This window comes from Flavobacterium antarcticum DSM 19726 (assembly GCF_000419685.1).
GTDB lineage: Bacteria > Bacteroidota > Bacteroidia > Flavobacteriales > Flavobacteriaceae > Flavobacterium > Flavobacterium antarcticum.
On the sequence record NZ_ATTM01000002.1, the window covers coordinates 170098 to 190894 of the forward strand.

The following is a 20797-nucleotide window of genomic DNA, read 5'->3' on the forward strand; positions in this document are numbered from 1 at the left end:
GTAAAAATTATACATTAACATGCGTTGTGGTAGTAGACTTCACCGCTAAGGTATAAATTACCAAACCAAAACCAATTTTGTTAATTGCATCAGCAATATTGTAGGCTACATCTACACTACCTTTACCAAGAACACTTGTGTACCAACCGTCTGTCCCTAACATATATCCTAAAGGATAAATAGCCCAACCTACTAATACAAACCAACATAAAATTTTGTGTGCTTGTAAAACGTTTCCTCCAGCAGCTTTCGCTAATTTGGACGCTTCACCTAACCATATTTCATAAACTATTGCAAAGTAAGCAAGTCCAGAAATGAAGCCCCAAAATGCTGCTTGATCGCTAAATACCGTTTCACCCAAATAACCGGTAACAAGCATCACGATTGAGTAGAAAATCATTTTCCACAATAAACTTTGTTTTGCTCCTGCAACTTTCAAAATTAAATAAAATTCTAAACACATCAATGGTACGGTTAGAACCCAGTCAACGTACCTGAAGAAAGTAGGCGATTCTTGGAATGCTTCCCAATAATCACGCATGTAGAAATAATGTACTGCAGCAATGAACGTAATTAAACCTGACACTAAAACCGATGTTCGCCACTTTTTATCAAATTGGTTTAATGATAAAAAGAAAAACGCAGAAGCAGCCATCATCGCCATACTTCCTACGAAAAAGGTAAACCCAACATAATCATTTGGTAGCAATCGCGCTACACCTGCCGAAAGAATCATAAAGTTTGACATAATTATAAAGATTAAATTAATTTGTTTGAGTAAATTTACAAAAGATTAGACAAAATAAACTAATATTTGTTTAATAATTTTCGAAATAAATTAAACAAAAATATGTTCCATGCAGAATAGACATAAAACAATTATACTTTTAAGCTTTTTAGGGTTATGGTTGACCTCTTATTTAAGTGTGGAAATTCAAATGCTCTTGGGTTTGAGTCTGATATTTAGCTTTGGTATTTTACATGGCGCGAACGACTTACAGTTGATTAATCAAATTGAAGAAGTGAAAAAAGTAAATTTTATAAAAATTTTAGGAGCTTACGTTCTTTTGGTGCTTTTATCGGTACTACTTTTTATGAAAGTGCCGCTCTTCGCATTGATACTTTTTATTTTAGTAAGTTCCTATCATTTTGGAGAGCAAAATTGGCAACAAATCCTGCAAAACTCTAATAAAGTAATCAGTATTGTAATGCAATGCAGTTACGGATTACTGATTTTGAGTTCAATTTTTTATTTCAACACGGTTGAAGTCGAAAAGATTATTTTAAAGATTACTGCACTATCTATTACTGAAACGCAGTTTCTGATTTTGTTTCTAACTGCAATCGTAATGTATCTAATTGCGGCAATCATCTTAGTTGTTCAAAACAAGCAAATTTTATCTCCTATTATAGAGCAATCATTTTACATTTTAATACTTTGCATCATTTTTAAGGCAGCAAGTTTGATTTTAGGTTTTGCCATCTATTTTATTTTATGGCACAGCATTCCTTCGCTGTACGATCAAATAAAATTTATGTACGGCTCTTATAATGTTGAGAACTTCAAAAAGTATTTTAGATCGGCATTTTGGTATTGGATCGTTTCTTTAGTAGGTGTTTTTATTCTTTATTTCGTATCAAAAGATATGATCATTTTTGACGCTTTATTTTTCTCTTTTCTAGCTTCTATTACCTTTCCGCACTTTATAGTAATCGTGAAAATGTATAAAAAATAGAAAAATATTTTCAAAACTAATTTCTAAAGAATTAAAAAGATTCCTCTTAGAATATTTGTTGCTCCTAAATTAAACTTTCAGAGATGAAGAACTTTAAGCACGTAATCAAAAAGCATTGCATTACTTACAATTTATAATGTTTCATCAACATTTTTTCATATTGCTTGTCGGGTAAAATGCGCTTTAATACAATAGAAAATTTCTGTAAAAAGGAACCGATTTTATAATGGATTTTTGGGGAAGGACTTTGGATGATTTTAAAAATAGCTTCCGCCATTTCATTTGGATTACTTCCCTGAGTCACATGTTCATCCATGGTGGCAAGTGTTTTACCGTAGGTTTTTTCATAGGCGGAACCTTTAATTAATGGTGCATGAAAACGACCAGCAGCGATATTGGTTGCAAAGTCTCCTGGTGCAACATTTGTAATCGTAATCCCAAAAGACTTTACTTCCATTCGTAAAGCTTCAGAAATTAGCTCCAAGGCGCCTTTTGAAGCCGAATAAACGCTTCGGTAAGGCAAACCCATATATCCTGCGATTGAAGTAATATTGATTATTAATCCCGATTTTTGCAAACGCATTTGGGGCAAAACTGCTTTCATAACGTCTATTGGTCCAAAGAAATTAGTTTCAAAATTGTTTTTTATTTCTTGCATTGGAATTTCCTCCAAAGGTCCTGTAATTCCAACACCCGCATTATTGATTACCACATCTACTCTACCCGATATCTTAATAATTTGAGCAACTGCAGCTTGAATACTTTCAGCATTTCTGACGTCAAGTTGCAATAAAGGAAAAATAGCATTAGAAATTCGCTCGGGATTCCGACTTGTGCCGTAAACCGTAAAACCTTTGTGGTGCAAAAACTCACCAATTGCTTTACCGATTCCTGAAGATCCACCTGTGATTAATACAACTTTTGACATTTTATTTTTTTTATGAAAATAAATTTTTAAGTTCAAATTTGGACATAGCCCTGATAGCAGTGGAAATCCTTTTATTTTTTTCTTTAGAAAATAAAAGATTGAAACGAATAGCAGGAAAAAGCTCCAAAATCAATTCGTCTAAAAATAAAAAAATCTTCCAAAGGGAAGATACTGAATTGAAAATAAAAAAGTGGCAAGCTACCTACATCGCACCGCTCAACCACGTACCCTTGCTGCGTTCCCACCCTGGGGGAGTCTGCAGGAGCTGGTCGTGTAGGACTTGCCGGTGCAAATATACAATCTTTTTGTATTTTTGCAAATGCAAATTACTATATTAATTAAGTTTGTATATTGTTTAAAATTTAATTCAAATCATGAAAAATCTTAAGTTATTCGCCCTCATAATTTTAGGTAGCGTATTAGTGAACTGTGATGGTTCAAAAAAGAGTAAAACAAATTCATTTAGCTTCAATCAAAAGGAATTAAAGAGTCAATATACGTCAAATGACGCCTTAAAACTTCAAATTGACAACGCAGAAAACGTCAAAATCGATAGTATTGTGTACTTTCTAAACGATAAGAAAGTGGTTTCAAAGAAAGATGCTACGCCTTTTGAATACCAATGGAAGAATCAAAAGTTAGGATATGTTGCAATTAAAGCAATCGTATATAGTGAAGGAATAGCAAATGAAACGAGTTCCCGTGTAGAAATGATTTCTGATATTCAACCCAAATTATTGACCTACAAAATTTTAAATACCTATCCTCACGATGTGAAAGCCTATACACAAGGTTTAGAATTTTACCGAGATACTTTATATGAAAGTACTGGAAATGGCGCTGGAAACGGAACAGGAATTCGAGGCATCTCAAGTTTGAGAAAAACGGATTACAAAACGGGTAAAGTGTACAAACAAGTTGATTTAGAGAATGCAATGTTTGGCGAAGGAATGACCGTTTTAAATAATAAGATAGTACAACTGACCTATACAGAAATGACCGCCTTTGTTTATGACGCAGATACATTCAAGCGTTTGAAATCATTTCCCTATTTTAAAGAAAAAATGCAAGGTTGGGGATTGACTAATGATGGTAAAAATCTTTACATGTCAGACGGAAGTGAGAAGATTTGGATTGTAAATCCAGAAACGTTTAAGGAAATCGATTACATTAATATTTATATTGGTGCTAATAAGGTTAAAAATGTAAACGAGCTAGAATGGGTGAACGATCGAATTTATGGCAATGTATATTTGCGCGACGCCATTGCTAAAATTAATCCACAAACTGGTGCGGTAGAAGCTATTTTAGATTTGAAAGATTTAAAATCTAAAGTTACGCAGCATCCCGACTTAGATGTATTGAATGGTATTGCTTATAATGCGAAAACCAAAACCTTCTTTGTAACTGGAAAAAACTGGGACAAAATGTTTGAAATCAGCATCTCAGAATAGTCGAAGATTTTTATAATTTTAAAATGCAGGAACTTCCTGCATTTTTTTTATCTTTAAATGAAAATGATATGTTCAAAATACTTGCAAAAATCAACAAAGTTCTTTTGCCAAATTATACAAAAGAGCAACTCGATTTAGGAAAAGCCACGAAACTTCAAAAGGCAATTATTGCTTGGAAGTACTTTGTAACTACCCGAGCGTTGGGATAAGTTGATTCTCAGTAAAATAATTACTTATATTTTAGATTTAAAACGATTGATAATCAGAGCTCTATTTTTATTTAGTTTCTTAAGTTGGATTTATTTCTAATTTTAGTTTGCGTGATACTTATATTTCCTTATATTTGCACCCGGAATAAAGGCCTTGTGGCGCAACTGAATAGCGCACTTGATTACGGCTCAAGAGGTTACTGGTTTGAATCCAGTCAAGGTCACAAAATAAAATCCTAAACAACTTGTAAAGAGTAGTTTAGGATTTTTTAATTTAAGACCTCATTGTACTTTAGATCTTCAGCCTATTGCTTGTTGTCTTAAAGTTTATCTTCTTCAATAAATAGCTCTTTTACAATATTATAGCGTTCAAATTTTTATAAAATTCATCTAATAAAAGAGGTGTTTTATCGGCGAAGAAATATATTTTTAGTTCAAAATAATTCGATTTAAAACCTTTCAAATGCAGTAAATATTGCTTAATTTTAAACTTTATTATTTATATGACCAACAGTTTAGCATCTCGTATTTCTGAATTTTTATCGTTCTATACTCCATTTTCAGAACTGTCTGCCGAAGATCTGTATGCTATTTCTTTGTCTGTTAACGTTTTGACTATAGATAAGAACGAAACGATTTTTAAAATTGGTGATAAACTACACGATCGGTTTTACGTTGTAGCTTCTGGATTGATGCACATTTCATTAATTAGCGATGCAGAAGAAAATCTAATTGACAAACCTGCAGTTGGAGAAGTTTTTGGCTTACGTCCTTTTTTTGCCAAAAATAATTATGCAACTAATGCTAAAGCAATTCAAGACTCAATTATTTTTGCCATTCCAGTTTTCGCGTTTAAACCCTTTATAGCTAATAATACAAAAATTCTAGATTTTTTATTGCAAAATTTTGCTTCATCGTCTTCTGATTCTACTGAAAATTTAGGATTGGGTTTTACAAATGAAGGAGGCAAAACCTATGAAACGCAAAGCGAAATTCAATTTTTTCAATCTTTAGAATACAATAAAAGTCCGCTTCTTGTACATTCGGAAGAAACCGTTCAAGAAGTCGCACAAAAGATGAGTGATTCCTTAGTAGGTTCGGCCTTGATTCATGAAAGTAATCTGCCGATTGGTATTGTTACCGATGTTGATTTGCGTTCTAAAATTGCGACTGGACGTTTTACTATAACCGCATTAGTAAAAAAAATTATGTCTTCGCCAGTGATTACGGTCCCGGAGAATACTTCTTTAGCGGAAGCACAGTTGCTGATGTTGCAAAATAATGTAACTCATTTATGCGTAACCAGTGATGGCACTGATAAAACAGGAATTGTAGGAGTCATTTCGCAGCAAGATCTGATTTTTGCACAAGCAAGTAATCCTGGTGTTTTGATTAAGGAAATAAAACGAGCTCCAAATGCGATCGCTTTACATAAAATCCGAATTAAATTTGAAGATTTTATTCAGAATTCAATTCAGAAAAAAATTCCCCTTTCGCATATAAATACGATTGCAGGAGAAGTAAATAATGCTTTAATTAAACGCGCCATTGATTTGACCATCTTAGAGTTAGGTTCTGCACCTGTTCGTTTTTCCTGGTTCAGCATTGGTAGTCAAGGACGTAAGGAACAATTGCTTTTTACAGATCAAAATAGTTTTCTTGTATACGAAGATGTAGCAGCGGAAAACAATTTAATGGTGAAAGAATATTTTTTGCGACTTGCGAAGAAAGTGATTGCAATATTAGAAGTCGTAGGGTACAATGCTACTACTCTTCCGTATTTGGCCAGTAATCCCGATTGGTGTAAATCGTATACAGAATGGGTCAACCAGTTTAATTTATGGATGAATTTTCCCGGCGAAAAATCAAATGTGATTGCGACCTTATTTTTCGATTATGAATTAGCTTTTGGTGCTATTGAAATTGAAGAACAACTTAACGAAGTCGTCTTTAAAAACTTAGAAAATGCTAAAAAGTTTTACGCTTATTTAGGTGCCGAAACCTTAAAAAAACCAGCTCCATTTACTTTTTTCAAGCAGTTCAACGTCGAGGAAGAAGGTGCTCATAAAAATTTATTTGACATTAAAAACCGCGCTATTTTACCATTAGTCGATGCCGCTCGATTGCTCACAATGAGTCATAAAATTAAAGGTATAAATAATACTTTTTTAAGATTTAAACAACTGGCAATGATTGAACCCAAATATGCTGATATTTACTTAAATGCTGCGGAAGCGTTTATGTTTTTCTCCAAATTAAGAACAAAAGAAGGATTGAAAAACAACAGTACTGGACAGTATATTTTATTAGAAGAACTTTCAAAATCAGACCGTGAAAAGCTGAGAAGTGCATTTGCTCCAATGAAGGAATTGGAAGAGGTTATTAAGAATAAATTTCAACTTACTTATTTTATGTAATATGCTTGACTGGTTAAAAAATAAAAAATATCCTGAATTTTGGAACACTTATTTGCAACTGCAAGAAGAAAAATCAGCACGTTACGTTACTTTAAGCGTTCAAACAACTGGATTAAACCCACAGAAAGATGTGATTTTGACTATTGGATGCGTCGCGGTTGTTAATAATGAGTTGGTGATTAGAGATTCATTTGAAATTATTCTGCTGCAATACATTTACAATCATGATAATGGTTTTTCTAATGAGTTTATTATTGAGTCTAAAATGCCTAAATCACCTCAATCGGAAGGTTTACAAAAACTAGTTGAATACATCGGAAACGCAACCATCATCGGTCATCGTGTCGATTTTGATTTGGAAATAATTTATGTCGGCTTAGAAAAAATGGATTGTGGAAAGCTCCGGAACGAAGCGTTTGATTTAGAAATTATGTTCAAAAAATGGAAAGAATCCAGCGATGATAAGAAGTTCACCATTGAAGAAATTGCACAAGCTTTAAAATTACCTAAAAACGATACCGATTCAACTATTGAAGAAGCGTATGCAATGGGACTGTGTTTTTTGAAATTGAAAAAATACCTACGAATCGATTAAAGTAATTTTTCGTTCAAACCGGCCGTGATTCGTAATAGATAGTGGTTGTAAGTAATTTTCAAGAAAAGGTATTCCATTAATTTTAATAATTTTTTGCTGCTGATGTACTTCAGTAATTTTTTCAAAATTTAAAATTGAATTTACAGCAATCGTATAAATATAATTTTCAGTAATTTCTGTATTGGTATAATACTGTTTTGCATTGATCGCTACTACTCCACTATTCCTTGCAATATCATTTTCTTCCAAACTACATGCTAATTTCCACGGAAAAAAACCCCGAATTCCTGTTTCCCGATTATAGATTTTATAGGCTGCCTCTTTCCTACTCCACAATTTCCAAATTTCGATTTCAGGATTAGCGGATTGCTTTATAAAATCTTGTTCATCTCCAGTGAAAATTTTATTTAGAAATTTTGGCCTCCGCCAATTGCTTTCGACGCTAGCCAGTTGCAAATCTACAATGTCGTTCCCAATCATTTTTTAGCTAACTCTTCGTCAATAATAGCTAAGGCAGATTTCACATCCATCATTTTTTCCATACCATCGTTGTCTATTGTGATTTCAAATTGCTCTTCGATATCTAAAATAATATCAACCAAATTAGCCGAATTTATCGCTAAATCTTTAATAAAATCAGTTTCAGGAGTCAGATGTTCAAGCCGTTCCCTATTTGGAACATAAGGTTTAATAATTTCCTTTAATTGGTCTATTTTATTCATTCTTATATATTTTTAAGATTACACAACCGTTCACGTCTCCAAATCCAAAGCTCGCTTTTGCTAAGATTTCAATCGGTTGATAAATTGTTTCATGTGGTATTTTTTCTGCCGTAATTAGTTTTAAAATCTCCGGATTTAAGTCAGCACAATTGATTGATGGAAAAATAAATTGATGGTGAATTTCTAAAATAGAAGCAACAAGTTCAACACTTCCCGCGGCTGACAAACAATGACCCACCATTCCTTTTAGAGAATTAATGTAGGGAAAATCGCTTCCACTTCTATTTAATGCAATAGTCCAATTTTCAATTTCCAACGCGTCTTTAGAAGTTGCAGTCAAATGACCATTAATAACGTCAATTTCAATTGCTTCAATTCCAGCATCTAGGATAGCATTTTTAATGCACTTCTGAACGGCTTCTGCATTTGGGGCAGTCATTGTTCCTGAACCTCTTTGACCGCCAGAATTGACATTTCCACCAAGAATTTCCGCGTAAATCGTAGCATTTCTAGCTAAGGCCGTTTCTAAATCTTCGACAATAAATGCTCCTGCACCACTTGAAGGAACAAAACCAGACGCTGATGCACTCATTGGTCTTGACGCTTGTTCGGGATTTTCATTGTGCTTAAAAGTACACACTTTCATTGCATCAAAACCTGCCCAAATATAAGGTCCAGAATCGCTCGTACTTCCTGCTAACATTCGTACTGCTTTCCCTGATTGAACACGTTCAAAAGCCATTAATAGACTTTCGGTTCCCGTTGTACACGCGGAAGAATTGGTCGTCACTTGATTCCCTAAACCTAATTTTCCTGCTAGAAAAGCACTCACGCCACTGTTCATGGTTTGCGCCACAACCGTACTTCCCAAACGACGTGTTTGCAAATCGTCAATTTTATAAATACTTTCTCTAAATTTATCTATTCCAGAAGTGCCGGAGCCAAAAATGGTTCCACTATCCCAATCCGGTTTTTCAGCGGAAGATATCGGTAGTCCCGCATCTTTCCAAGCTTGCATTCCAGCAATTACACCGTATAAAATGCCCGAAGCATTAAAATTTCTGAGTTCTAAATCCGTAAAAAAGGTACTGATATACTCATCTGTTAATTGCGGTTTTCCTGAAACGGTACACGAAAATTTCAAATCTGCTAATTGAGCATCGAACATTATTCCTGAATCGCCATTTTCTAAAGCAATACGAAATGCTTCTTTCCCGACCCCATTTGGAGCCACAATTCCGATTCCTGTAATAACGACTCTTCTTTTCATTTTTTACGAAATTATCATTCCTGCTATTGTACCACGACACACTTCTTCGCTTGCTTCGTTGACCATCGAAACTTTGCACTTTAATTTATTAAATCTGAAGTATATTTTTTCAGAAATCACTTTCACTTTTTGATTTGGGTAAACAGGTTTTAAATACTCTATTTCACTTGATGTCAAAGCTATTACACTATTTTTACTAAACTTATTATTTAGCAAATAAATCCCTAAACTAACCACTCCAATTTGTGCCATTGTCTCTGTCAAAATAACGCCTGGAGTTACAGGATTATGTTTGAAATGTCCTTTATAAAAGTCTAATGTTTCATCAAAAAAGTAAGTGCCTTCTACTCCATTTTCGGATATGGAAACAATTTCGTCCACAAAATGAAAAGGTTTTGAATAAGGTAAATTATCTAAAATTTCTTGATTTGTCATCTTTAAAATTCTAATAAAACACGTTGCGCTGAAAATCCTGGTCCAAAACTCAACATAATACCTTTTTCTCCTTTGTTCGGTTTTTCGTCCATAATTCGTTCTAAAACATATAAAACGGTCGCGCTTGACATATTACCGTACAACCTCAAAACTTCTTTGGTTGCATCAATATTTTTTCCCAAATCAGAAAATAATTCTTCTACGGTTTGAACAATTTTCTTTCCTCCTGGATGAAATATTAAGTGGTCAATCTCTTCAATTTTTAAATTATTTTTTGCTAAAAAAGGATGAATAATATCCGGAAAATGGGATGCGATGGTGTTTGGAACTTCAATATCTAATATCATTTGCAGTCCGGAATTCGTCAATTTGAATCCCATCATGTGTTCGTTATCATAAAAATGATACATTTCCTGATCAATAATTGTTGGACCTTCGTCATTTTCGTCTGAAGACAATAAAACGCAAGCAGCTCCATCTCCAAAGATAGCAGCACTTACAATATTTGGCATCGAAAAATCATTCAATTGAAAAGTAGCAGACGGACTTTCAACGGCAATAACAGCCGCTTTTTTATTTGGATTTGCTTTAAGAAAATTTTGAGCGTAAATTATGCCTGAAATTCCTGCTGCACAACCCATTTCCGTCACCGGAAGTCGGACAATGTCTTGTCGTAATTTCAGTTTATTGATTAGATAAGCATCTAAGGATGGAATCATAATGCCGGTACAACTGACCGTGATGATGTAATCCAATTCCTCGCCTTTCCAATTTGCTTTTTCCAAGGCTTTTTGTAAAACTTGTTCGCCTAAAATCGTAACTTCTCTCGCATAAATATCATTTTTTTCTTCAAATGAAGTCGCCGTAAAAACCTCTACGGGATCCATAATAGAATAGCGTTTGTCTACTGCAGCTCCTTCAAAAATCTTCTTTACTTTTCGTATAAAACGTTCGTCTTGGCCTTGGAGCCAAACATCTAAAAACGGAATTATTTCGGCAGTAGTTCTTGAATATTTCGGCAATTGCTTGGCAACTTGTACAATTTTTACACTCATATATTTTGAATAATCCATTGGTAACGGAAAGCCCATTTCCATTGAATAGTATAATATTTAAAATTTAATTTTTCTGAAAATGCAATTAATTCTTTCTTTTTAAAACCTCTTAAAATAGAAATTAACCCGTCTTCACGCGACATTTTGTTCAATCGAAAAGTTACACATAATAACTGAAACAATCGGTAAGCGATTGCACTTCTTTGTAAATCATTTATTACAATTCCTAAATTAGCTGCTTTTTTAAAAACATTTAGAATTTCGATTATTTCATCGTCTTTAAAATGATGCAACGTTAACGTACATAAAATAACGTCGCATTTTATTTTTGTACTATCGATTGTAAAGATATCTTCACATAAATAGCTGATATTTTGATATTTAGTAGATAATGTTATGGCGTGATTTATAGTGAAAGCATTTGCATCTATACCAATTAAATTAAAATTATATCCATTTTCATTTCCAAAATCAGCGATCTTTCGCAACATATCTCCGTTTCCGCAACCTACATCGATTATGGTAAGCAAACGATTTTTATCTTTCTTGCTTAAAAAAATTTTCAAACCGTTCAATGTCAATTTATTTCCACCTAATAGCTGGTTGATTTTTGCAATTTTATCTAGAGCGTCTCTCAATTCGTCGCCTTCGAGCGAAAAGTCGTCCATTATTTCAGGTTCGTCCGTACGGTATTTAGTATTAATGCTCATGAAATTGAAATCGTAATTGGGTTGCCGTGCGTTTTTTTGATTATATATTTAAATAACAATGGAATTTTAGCGACCGTTTTCAAACTGACTTTCGTTAAAGAGGGATTCAGTAATAATTTTGAAAGCATTTTTCCTGTATTTAAACGGTTCTTGAAGGTAGTATTCCAAATTTTCTGATAGTCTTGTTCCAACGTTCCTCTGCTAAATGTCTGATTATTTAATGATTTATGAACCAATTCGGAAACAATTTTAGCACTGTGAATTGCCATTGCCATTCCGTTTCCGCATAAAGGATGAATTAATCCGGCGGCGTCACCAATCATCAAAACATGATTTTCCACTGCTTTTTTATCATCAAATGAAATTTGACTAATTGTTAAGGGCATTTCAAAAACGGATTTTGATTCACTCATAATTTTTTTCAAACCTTTATTTTCAAAAAGAACATTTTCAGTAAAATCAGAGATGTTTTTATATTTTTTAAAAACGTCCGTTTGCACAATATAACAAATATTCAGTCTATTTTGCTCAACTTTAGAAACGCCACAATATCCTCCTTGAAATGGATATAAACCAACAAGATTATCAGAAAATAAACCTTCGTAATGTGCTTTTACGGCAAGCCAATGTGCTTTTTTCTGAATAAAATCCCGCTGTAAATGGACATCAATAGTGCTTCTCTTTCCGAAACTTCCAATTGCGATTGGAGTCTCAATCTCTAAACCTGAAGTTAAAATAATATGAAATAAATCATCTATAAACTTTACACTTACAACTGCTTCGTGAATAAACTGACAGCCTTGTTCTTTTGCTTTTTGATACAATAAATCGTCTAGCGAATACCGACTTATTCCGAAACCTCCTAGCGGTAATTTCACTTCGGACACATTTGATTCATCAATTTCTAATCTAAAATTATGAATGGGATGGCTTTGTGCCAAAACATGCTGCAGTCCAAGCCAATTAAAGTAGTCGACCACTTCGTTGGAAATGTATTCGCCACACACTTTATGTTTGGGGTATTCACTTTTTTCAACAACTGTTATTTCATGTCCCATTTTGGATAAATGAATTGCAGCCGTTAATCCCGCTAAACCGCCACCTAGAATGAGAATTGGAACTTTCATATTTTAGTAAATATAGGAAAAGCAAGTCATCAACAGTTCACAAATTAGCTATAAATTTTATAGTATTTGAATATTTGAAACAAAAAAAACTCCTTATCATAAGGAGTCTTCATTCATATATATTTTTTAAAGTTTTGCATCTTTAATTTCGTCAATAATCTCCGGATTTAATAACGTAGAAGTATCTCCGAAACTTGCAAAATCACCTTCTGCTATTTTTCTTAAAATTCGTCTCATAATTTTTCCAGAACGCGTTTTTGGTAAACCAGAAACGAACTGAATTTTATCTAACTTCGCAATAGGTCCAATTTGGGAAGCGATCATTTGGTTAATTTCGATTCTCAAATTATCTTGATTTCTACCTTCTCCTGTTTCTTTTAGCATTACAAAACCGTAAAGTGCGTTTCCTTTTACGTCGTGTGAAAATCCTACAATTGCACTTTCTGCAACCGCTGGATGTTCGTTAATCGCATCTTCAATTGGTGCTGTTCCAAGATTGTGACCGGAAACAATTACTACATCATCAACACGACCTGTAATTCTGTAATAGCCTACTTCATCTCTCAAAGCACCATCTCCCGTAAAATATTTTCCTGGAAAAGCACTGAAATAAGTGTCTTTGTACCGCTGGTGATCACCCCAAATCGTTCGAGCAATTCCTGGCCAAGGAAACTTAATACACAAACTACCGGACACTTGATTCTCTTCAATTTCGTTCCGTTTATCGTCCATCAATACGGGTTGAATTCCTGGAAGTGGCAAAGTTGCGTACGTTGGTTTTGTAGGCGTTACAAAAGGAATTGGCGAAAGCATAATTCCTCCGGTTTCTGTTTGCCACCACGTATCAACTAGTGGACACCGTTTTCCTCCTACGTGGTCGTTGTACCAGTGCCAAGCTTCCTCGTTAATGGGTTCTCCAACGGATCCAATTACTTTTAGCGAATCTAGCTTAAAACGTTCCACAAAATTTAAACTTTCCTTCGCCAACGCACGAATTGCTGTTGGCGCTGTATAAAATTGCGTAACATGATGTTTTTGAATCACTTCCCAAAATCGACTGTGGTCTGGATAAGAAGGAACACCTTCAAAAATTACGGTTGTCGCGCCATTCAATAATGGACCGTATAAAATATACGAATGCCCGGTAATCCAACCAATATCAGCCGTACACCAATAAATATCGTTTTCTTCGTAATTGAAAACATTTTTAAAAGTATAAGCTGTGTACACCATATATCCAGCAATCGTGTGCACCATTCCTTTTGGTTTCCCTGTAGAACCGGAAGTATAGAGAATAAAAAGTGGATCCTCGGCGTCCATAATTTGTGCAACATTATTTTCAGATGCATTTTCTAAAAGAGGCTGTAGCCACAAGTCACGGTTTTCTTGCATGTAAACTTCCGAATTAGTTCGTGTTACAACCAAAACCTTTTCGATTGACGGACAAGACTTCAACGCTTCATCTACGATACTTTTAAGTTCAATCGTTTTATTTCCGCGGTAACCGCCGTCAGAAGTAATTACCATTTTACATTCAGAATCATTAATTCTTGAGGCAATTGCATTGGATGAAAAACCAGCAAAAACTACGGAATGAATTGCACCAATTCGGGCACAAGCTAAAATTGCAACGGCCAATTCAGGAATCATTGGCAAATAAATACACACGCGATCTCCTTTTTTAATTCCTTGGTCTAGAAGCACATTGGCCATTTTATTTACACGAACGTAAAGTTCATTGTAAGTTATATGTTGTGCTTGTTCTTCCGGATTATTCGGCTCAAAAATAATGGCTGTTTTAGTACCTCGTTTATTAAGGTGACGATCTACGGCGTTTTTTACTATATTCACTTTGGCTCCAGAAAACCATTTAATATCTGCTTCTTCCATATTAAAATCGACCACTTTATCCCATTGTTGGTACCAAGTGAAGTTTTCCTCTGCTATTTTTCCCCAAAATTTTCGAGGTTCACGAATCGATTTATTGTAGTGCTTGAAATATTGTTCTAGACTGTCAATTTTGTAATAGCTCATAATTTGGTATGCATTTATTAATCTTGTAAATATACCAAAACAGATTTCACTGCACAATTACATCAATTAAAATTCGACATAAAAAAAATGTCCTATTTATTTCTAATTAAGACATTTTGTAGATTTAGGATCGGAGACTATTATACTTTAATAGTTCCTTGTATTGAATCGTCGTAGGTTTCTCCAACAATTGCGCCAAAAAGACGTTTTGCAGTTGCCACAGCAATTCCATTTTTAGTATCCCAATAATATCCTTCGGTAGGAATAAATTGTAAAACTGTGATTCTCGCATCATCTTCACCCTCAGTAAACCACGTTTTCATTGTAGGTTGCCACAATTCATGAATTTTAGCTTTGTCTTGCGAAATAATCACGCGACCATAAAGGGAAAGGTAGTTACTGAATGAAGAACCTTGAAATAAAAGTTGCGCTTTTGGATCTTCTTGTAATTCTAAATTTTTATGACTGTCTTTGGCACTCAAGAACCAAATATGACCATTATCATCAACGGTTTGCTGAGCCATTGGTCTAGTTTCAAATGCTTTGTTGGTTTCAATTGCGGTACAGAAAAGACAGGTATCTGCTTTATCTACCAATTCTTTAATTTTTTCAACACCTTCTTTACCAATTAAGTCTTCTAGGTTTTTTTCTTTCTGATTTTTGTCAATACTATTCATAGCTTTATTTTTTTATTAAAATTAAGCCTATTTTAAGTGTTAGGTCTTATATAATTTGAGGTAAAATGTTTAAGATCTGAATTTTGAACAGTAAGACTACTGTATTTTGTTAATATAGTCTAATAGTTCGTCCACTTCCATTATATGATTGGGTGTCATTGTGGAAAGTACACTTTGAATCATAAATGGCATTGCGGCATTTTCCGGATTTTGTACAATCACAATTCCTCCTGCTTTTTGAATGGCTTTCAAACCTTCTGTTCCATCAGCATTAGCACCTGAAAGTAAAATAGCGGTACATTTTTTTCCAAAAGCAATAGCACCAGATTCGAATGATACATCAATACTTGGTCGACTGTAGTTCACTTTTTCAGAAACGTCAAGCGATAATTGTTTATTTTTTTCAAATAAAAGGTGGTAATCGGAAGGCGCGACATAAATAAAACCTGATTTAAGTACTTCTTTATCTTCTACTTGTGCCACCGGAATTGTAGATTTCATAGCAATTAGATTTTCTAAAGTAGAATCTTCTGCACTTTTTCGATGTAGAATAACCACTATTGCAAAGTTAATAATAGGCTTTAAATTTGGAAGGATAGCCATTAAAACTTCTAAACTTCCAGCTGAACCCCCGATAAGGAGTACTTTACAGTGTTTTTTTAGATCATTTTCTTCCATATTTTTTCTTTATCAAGTTGTTTAAATCGATGTTGAATTGATGAAAACTTAATCGTTTCTTTTGTTCCTAAAGCTAAGTACCCCAATTTAGATAGACTTTCATCGAATAATTCTAAAGCGACCCTTTGAAAATCGTTGTCAAAATAAATCAGCACATTACGACATAAAATCAAGTCAAACTCATTAAATGAACCGTCTGTAATCAGGTTGTGTTGTGAATAAACCATTCGACTGATTAATTCATCACTAAATTTCGCATAACCATAATTTGCTGTGTAATAGTCTGAAAAATCATTTTTGCCACTTGCAATTCTATAATTTTCTGCATACTGTTGAATCGTTCGCAACGGAAAAAGACCTTTTTTAGCCACATCCAAAACAGCAGGATTTAAATCAGTCGCATACAGTAACGACTTATGCAGTAAATTTAATTCTTTAAGCAAGATTGCCATGGAAAAAACCTCTTCGCCAGTGGAACATCCTGCGTGCCAAATCCTTATAAAGGGTTTAGTTGCTAATGTAGGTAATATTTCAGTTCGTAGTGTTTTATAAAATGTAGGATCCCTGAACATTTCAGTCACGTTGACGGTAATTTCTTCAATCATGTGCTTGAAATATTCTTCATCAGATCGCGCTTTGGATAGTAATTCAGTAAAATTCTCGAATCCGTCCATTTGATACAAGCGATCGACTCGTCTGCGAAAAGACGCCGCGGAATAACCACTGAAATCGTATCCGTGGTATTTGTATAATTCCTCAATTAAAATGGCTATTTCGCGGTCTTCCAACATAAGTTTACAACTGATTAAGAACAAGCATCAACTTGTCAACATTTATAGGTTTAGAAATATAATCATCGGCTCCTGCTTCTATACATTTTTCTCTGTCTCCCGTCATCGCTTGAGCTGTAACTGCAATGACAGGTACTTGTTTATAATCGGGCAATTCTTTAATTAATGGAATAGCATCATAACCATCCATTTCAGGCATCATCATATCAATTAATATGATATCGATGTCTTTTTGTTTCTGCAAAAGTTCTATAGCTTCGGGAGCACTTAAGCAAGAAATACACTCGAATGATCTTGATTTTAACGTTGCCGTTAATGCAAAAATATTTCGAGAATCATCATCAATAATTAACACCTTTTTCCGGTTCATTTAAATAATTTATTAAATTTTAAACTTTATCGTACAACCACACTCGTAACAAAGACAGCAACTGATCTACATCTACAGGTTTTGTAATATAGTCAGAAGCACCAGCATTAATGCATTTATCACGATCGCCAGTCATTGCCTTAGCCGTAACTGCGATAACAGGTAAGTTTTTCCATTCTTTATTTTTACGGATAACCGTAGCAGTCTCATATCCATCCATGTTAGGCATCATCATATCAAGTAAAACAACATCAATATTGCTATTTTCATGCATTGCTTTTATGGCTTCGTTCCCGTCTATTGCAGTTACAACTTTCATCTTTACAGACTCTAACGCTTTTGTTAATGAATAAATATTACGAACATCATCATCAACAACTAAAACTGTTTTTCCGTGCAATAGATTATTAACCTTATTAAGTTTTTTAATATTGTCTTGTTTGCCATCCTCCATTAAGTGTAAAAATAAGGAAACTTCGTCTAACATTCTCTGGTATGAATACGCTGTTTTGACAACAATTGAATCTGCATATTTTCGTATTTTTTGCTCTTCAATCATCGATAAACTTTTTCCGGTAAAAACAATAACGGGTAAGTTTTCAAATGCTTTATTCTTTTTGATATTATCTAATATTTCGTAAGCGTGTTTGTCGGGAATTCCCATATCTAAAATGACGCAATCCACCTCTGGCTTTTGTAGCGCTTCGATTCCATCTTCGATCTTGCTTTTGATGTCAGAGTTGATGCTGTTACTTTCTAAGAATGACGACAATGCTTTTGCATGCTTTGTGTTGTCTTCAATGATTAGCACTTTTTGACTTTCACGATTTACATAATGCTCAATCTTTTTAAATACTTCCGGTAGTTTTTCAAAAGCAACTGGTTTATCTAAAAAGTTAACGGCTCCTTTTAGTAAACTTTCTTGCTTCAATTTGTGTGAAGACATAATGTGTACAGGAATATGTTTTGTAAGCGGATTCGCTTTTAATTCATCCATTACTTCCCAACCACTCTTAATTGGCAATTGAATGTCCAATAAAACACCCAAAGGTTTGTAGGTTAATGCTAAGTTTAAAGCATAATCACCTCGAACAGTTACCACTCCTTTGTAACCTCTTGCTCTTGTAAATTCAAGCAATGACTTGGCAAAATTAACGTCGTCTTCCACAATTAAAATAACCTTATCAGCTTCCGTAATTGACTCTTTGTCGTCCGGAATAGCTTCGGGAATTACATTGCTAATGTATTTTCCACGATCTTCTAATTTTTTAGAACGCAATTCGTTTTCTCGCTCTTCTAAGGTATATTCTTCTTCCTCTAAATTTTGATCGGCCGTTGATTTGTGTGAAGAAGGACTAATAGGTATTGTCAATGTAAATGTACTTCCTACGTTAATTTCACTACTTAATTTAATTTCACCCCCAAGTAATTTTGACAATTCGCGGCTAATGGACAAGCCAAGTCCTGTTCCTCCATATTTGCGTTTTGTAGAACCATCAGCTTGTTGGAACGCTTCAAATATTAATGGTTGTTTTTTTAATGGAATTCCGATTCCACTGTCCTTTACAATAAATGCAACTTTATTTTTTTCGTTCTTTACTTTTACAATATCCACCGTAACGGAACCTTCAGTTGTAAACTTTATTGCATTGGAAATTAAATTTTTCAGAATCTGCTCCAGTCGCACTTGATCTGATTTTATTAAAATCGGTGCTTGAGTAGTAGTTATTGTTAAATCAATCTTCTTTTCCTTCGCTACAATGTTGAATAAATTATGCAAATTCGTACCAATGTCGTTTACAAGAATATCGGTAATTTCCAAGTCCATTTTTCCTGCTTCGATTTTTGATAAATCCAAGATCTCATCAATCAATCCTAATAATCCATTTCCTGAACTTTGAATTACAGTTGCAAATTCAACTTGTTCAGGATTCATGTTTTTATCGTTATTCTCGGATAATAATCGACTCAGAAGCAAAATGGAGTTTAACGGTGTTCGTAATTCGTGCGACATATTTGCTAAAAATTCCGACTTATAACGTGTGGTCAACTCTAAATCTTCTGATTTTTTTTGAATTTCTACATTCCGTTGTTCCAGTAAAACACCTCGTTCCGTCAATTCTTCATTTGTCTGCTGCAGTTCTTCTTGTTGCACTCTCAACTCTTCTTCGGAGGCTTGTAACTTTTCAGTTTGAGCTTCAAGTTCCGCATTCATTCCTTCTAATTCAGAATGTTGTGCTTTTAACTCTTCAGATTGAGCTTCTGTTTCTTCCAATAATTCCTGAACACGTTTTCTGTTTTCAGCAGCTTTAATGGCAATCGCAATATTATTGGCAACACTATTTAAAAAATCGATTTCCAAATCTGTATATTTTCTTAGCGATGCTAATTCAATTACACCTGCCACAAAACCATCTATTATTGGGAATGCAAGAATGTGTTTTGGTTTAATTTCGCCTAAAGCATACGTAATTCGGACATTTTCTTCATCAAACGACTGCAGTTCGATCATCTTTCGAGAAACTGCCGCTTGACCTGTTAAGCCTTCTCCAAATTTTAATCGTTCTCTTGAACTATCTGGAATATAACTGAATCCTGATGCAGCAAATAGACCGTCTTTTTCCGATAAATAAAAAATTCCTGCACTACTTCCTGTATATTCGCAGATGTAATTTATTATATCTTTTGTTAAAACATATAAATCTTTTTCGCCGATCATTACTTTGTTCAACTCGGCAATACCGCTTTTAATCCACTCTTTACTTGCAAGCTCGTCAAAATTGGTTTGCAGAGACTCACTCATTAAATTTAACGAAACACCTATACTTCCTAAATCTCCATCGTGGCCTTCTACTTTAATAGAGTAATCACCTTTCAAAATTTTATCAGCGGCAACACTAACCATATTGATCCGACGGGCAGTTTCACGATCACTGTCTTCTAGCATTCTAGTTAATAACGCTCTTTTCTTGAAATCATTTAAAATTCTAACAAAAAACAAAACACTAAGTGTTATTGCAATTAATGCGGCAAGTATAATTAAAATACTGCTGTAAACGCCGTAATCTTTAGATTTGTCTGTCCGAGCTTTTAATAATGCAAGCTCTTCGTTTTCCATTTTATTATACAAATTACGAAGATCATCCATGATGGCTTTTCCTTGATTTAAATCTTCAGAACCAATGGGAACGCCTTGCCTTTTTAAATAAACTTTCTCTTTTAAATAGTTGTAAAACTTTTGTTGTTCTGTCTTAATTGCCCTTATATGAGATTGTTGCACGGTATTTCCAGCAGTAAGTACTTCTAAATCTTTTACAACATTGTCCAGCACCACACTACTTTGTAAATAACGATTTAAAAACATATCATTTCCTGTAACCATATAGCCTCGTACTCCGCCTTGAGCATCAAGGACAATACGTTGCGAATCATTCAAGTGATAAATGATTTTTTGAGTATGGTTTACCAGCGAGTTACTTTCTAATAAACTGTTAATACTTAAAAATGAAGCCGTTGAACTTATGATTAAGATTACAACCGATATTGTAGAGCTTACAATTAGATTCCTTCTAAAATTACTTTCCATGGA

20 protein-coding genes, 1 tRNA gene and 1 other RNA gene are annotated in these 20797 nt (G+C 34.1%); 6 read left to right on the plus strand and 16 right to left on the minus strand.

From position 1 onward, the window contains the following. Positions 1-7: 7 nt before the first annotated feature. On the minus strand, positions 8-748 hold the full coding sequence (locus YWA_RS0103810) for a bacteriorhodopsin-like (RefSeq protein WP_026718558.1): 741 nt from the start codon (positions 746-748) through the stop codon (positions 8-10). A 109-nt stretch (positions 749-857) separates the two neighbouring features. Here YWA_RS0103810 and YWA_RS0103815 point away from each other — a divergent pair, with 109 nt between their 5' ends. Continuing rightward, positions 858-1736, plus strand: coding sequence for a Brp/Blh family beta-carotene 15,15'-dioxygenase (locus tag YWA_RS0103815; protein WP_022827172.1), 879 nt, complete (start codon positions 858-860; stop codon positions 1734-1736). A gap of 124 nt (positions 1737-1860) precedes the next feature. Here the strand turns inward: YWA_RS0103815 and YWA_RS0103820 are convergent, their stop codons facing one another. Further along, entirely contained in the window at positions 1861-2664 is an 804-nt protein-coding gene (locus YWA_RS0103820; protein ID WP_022827173.1) for an SDR family oxidoreductase, read from the minus strand. Between the two features lie 188 nt (positions 2665-2852). Then, positions 2853-2950, minus strand: an RNA gene (gene ffs, locus YWA_RS15510) — signal recognition particle sRNA small type. A gap of 88 nt (positions 2951-3038) precedes the next feature. Here ffs and YWA_RS0103825 point away from each other — a divergent pair. The 5 genes from YWA_RS0103825 to YWA_RS0103845 all read left to right on the plus strand — a co-directional run bounded on the left by YWA_RS0103825 (position 3039) and on the right by YWA_RS0103845 (position 7339). After that, positions 3039-4118 carry a glutaminyl-peptide cyclotransferase gene (locus YWA_RS0103825; RefSeq protein WP_022827174.1) on the plus strand — a complete coding sequence of 360 codons (1080 nt, stop codon included), beginning with the start codon at positions 3039-3041 and terminating at the stop codon, positions 4116-4118. Positions 4119-4186: 68 nt separating this feature from the next. After that, on the plus strand, positions 4187-4327 hold the full coding sequence (locus YWA_RS0103830) for a hypothetical protein (protein ID WP_026718559.1): 141 nt from the start codon (positions 4187-4189) through the stop codon (positions 4325-4327). A 150-nt stretch (positions 4328-4477) separates the two neighbouring features. Beyond that, positions 4478-4551 (plus strand) — tRNA-Arg (locus YWA_RS0103835). A gap of 279 nt (positions 4552-4830) precedes the next feature. Then, positions 4831-6744, plus strand: coding sequence for a DUF294 nucleotidyltransferase-like domain-containing protein (locus tag YWA_RS0103840; protein ID WP_022827176.1), 1914 nt, complete (start codon positions 4831-4833; stop codon positions 6742-6744). Between the two features lies 1 nt (position 6745). After that, entirely contained in the window at positions 6746-7339 is a 594-nt protein-coding gene (locus YWA_RS0103845) for a 3'-5' exonuclease (protein WP_022827177.1), read from the plus strand. Here the strand turns inward: YWA_RS0103845 and YWA_RS0103850 are convergent. The 13 genes from YWA_RS0103850 to YWA_RS0103910 form a co-directional block, all read right to left on the minus strand. Beyond that, positions 7325-7819, minus strand: coding sequence for a 4'-phosphopantetheinyl transferase family protein (locus YWA_RS0103850; protein WP_022827178.1), 495 nt, complete (start codon positions 7817-7819; stop codon positions 7325-7327). The two genes, YWA_RS0103845 and YWA_RS0103850, sit on opposite strands and share 15 nt — an antisense overlap. Continuing rightward, a complete protein-coding gene (locus YWA_RS0103855; RefSeq protein WP_022827179.1) occupies positions 7816-8061 on the minus strand; it encodes a phosphopantetheine-binding protein in 246 nt (81 codons plus the stop codon). The genes YWA_RS0103850 and YWA_RS0103855 overlap by 4 nt, the downstream gene beginning before the upstream one ends. Continuing rightward, positions 8054-9331, minus strand: a complete 1278-nt coding sequence (locus tag YWA_RS0103860) for a beta-ketoacyl-[acyl-carrier-protein] synthase family protein (protein WP_022827180.1) — start codon at positions 9329-9331, stop codon at positions 8054-8056. The genes YWA_RS0103855 and YWA_RS0103860 overlap by 8 nt, the downstream gene beginning before the upstream one ends. Positions 9332-9334: 3 nt before the next feature. After that, positions 9335-9766 (minus strand): 3-hydroxyacyl-ACP dehydratase FabZ family protein, encoded by a 432-nt coding sequence (locus YWA_RS0103865; protein WP_022827181.1) that lies wholly within the window; start codon positions 9764-9766, stop codon positions 9335-9337. 2 nt (positions 9767-9768) lie between these two features. Continuing rightward, positions 9769-10821 (minus strand): type III polyketide synthase, encoded by a 1053-nt coding sequence (locus YWA_RS0103870; RefSeq protein WP_026718560.1) that lies wholly within the window; start codon positions 10819-10821, stop codon positions 9769-9771. Next, entirely contained in the window at positions 10818-11531 is a 714-nt protein-coding gene (locus YWA_RS0103875) for a methyltransferase domain-containing protein (protein WP_022827183.1), read from the minus strand. Before YWA_RS0103875 ends, YWA_RS0103870 begins: the two co-directional genes overlap by 4 nt. Continuing rightward, positions 11528-12658 (minus strand): NAD(P)/FAD-dependent oxidoreductase, encoded by a 1131-nt coding sequence (locus YWA_RS0103880; RefSeq protein ID WP_022827184.1) that lies wholly within the window; start codon positions 12656-12658, stop codon positions 11528-11530. The genes YWA_RS0103875 and YWA_RS0103880 overlap by 4 nt, the downstream gene beginning before the upstream one ends. A 126-nt stretch (positions 12659-12784) precedes the next feature. Further along, a complete protein-coding gene (gene acs, locus YWA_RS0103885) occupies positions 12785-14692 on the minus strand; it encodes an acetate--CoA ligase (protein ID WP_022827185.1) in 1908 nt (635 codons plus the stop codon). 140 nt (positions 14693-14832) lie between these two features. Continuing rightward, entirely contained in the window at positions 14833-15369 is a 537-nt protein-coding gene (locus tag YWA_RS0103890; protein WP_022827186.1) for a pyridoxamine 5'-phosphate oxidase family protein, read from the minus strand. A gap of 96 nt (positions 15370-15465) precedes the next feature. Further along, a complete protein-coding gene (locus YWA_RS0103895) occupies positions 15466-16047 on the minus strand; it encodes a chemotaxis protein CheB (protein WP_022827187.1) in 582 nt (193 codons plus the stop codon). After that, positions 16029-16838, minus strand: a complete 810-nt coding sequence (locus tag YWA_RS0103900) for a CheR family methyltransferase (RefSeq protein ID WP_022827188.1) — start codon at positions 16836-16838, stop codon at positions 16029-16031. Before YWA_RS0103900 ends, YWA_RS0103895 begins: the two co-directional genes overlap by 19 nt. Positions 16839-16842: 4 nt before the next feature. Next, positions 16843-17208, minus strand: a complete 366-nt coding sequence (locus tag YWA_RS0103905) for a response regulator (RefSeq protein WP_022827189.1) — start codon at positions 17206-17208, stop codon at positions 16843-16845. 19 nt (positions 17209-17227) lie between these two features. Continuing rightward, the gene (locus YWA_RS0103910; protein ID WP_022827190.1) at positions 17228-20794 is read right to left on the minus strand and encodes a response regulator; all 3567 of its coding nucleotides are present in this window, start codon (positions 20792-20794) and stop codon (positions 17228-17230) included. Between the last annotated feature and the right edge of the window lie 3 nt (positions 20795-20797).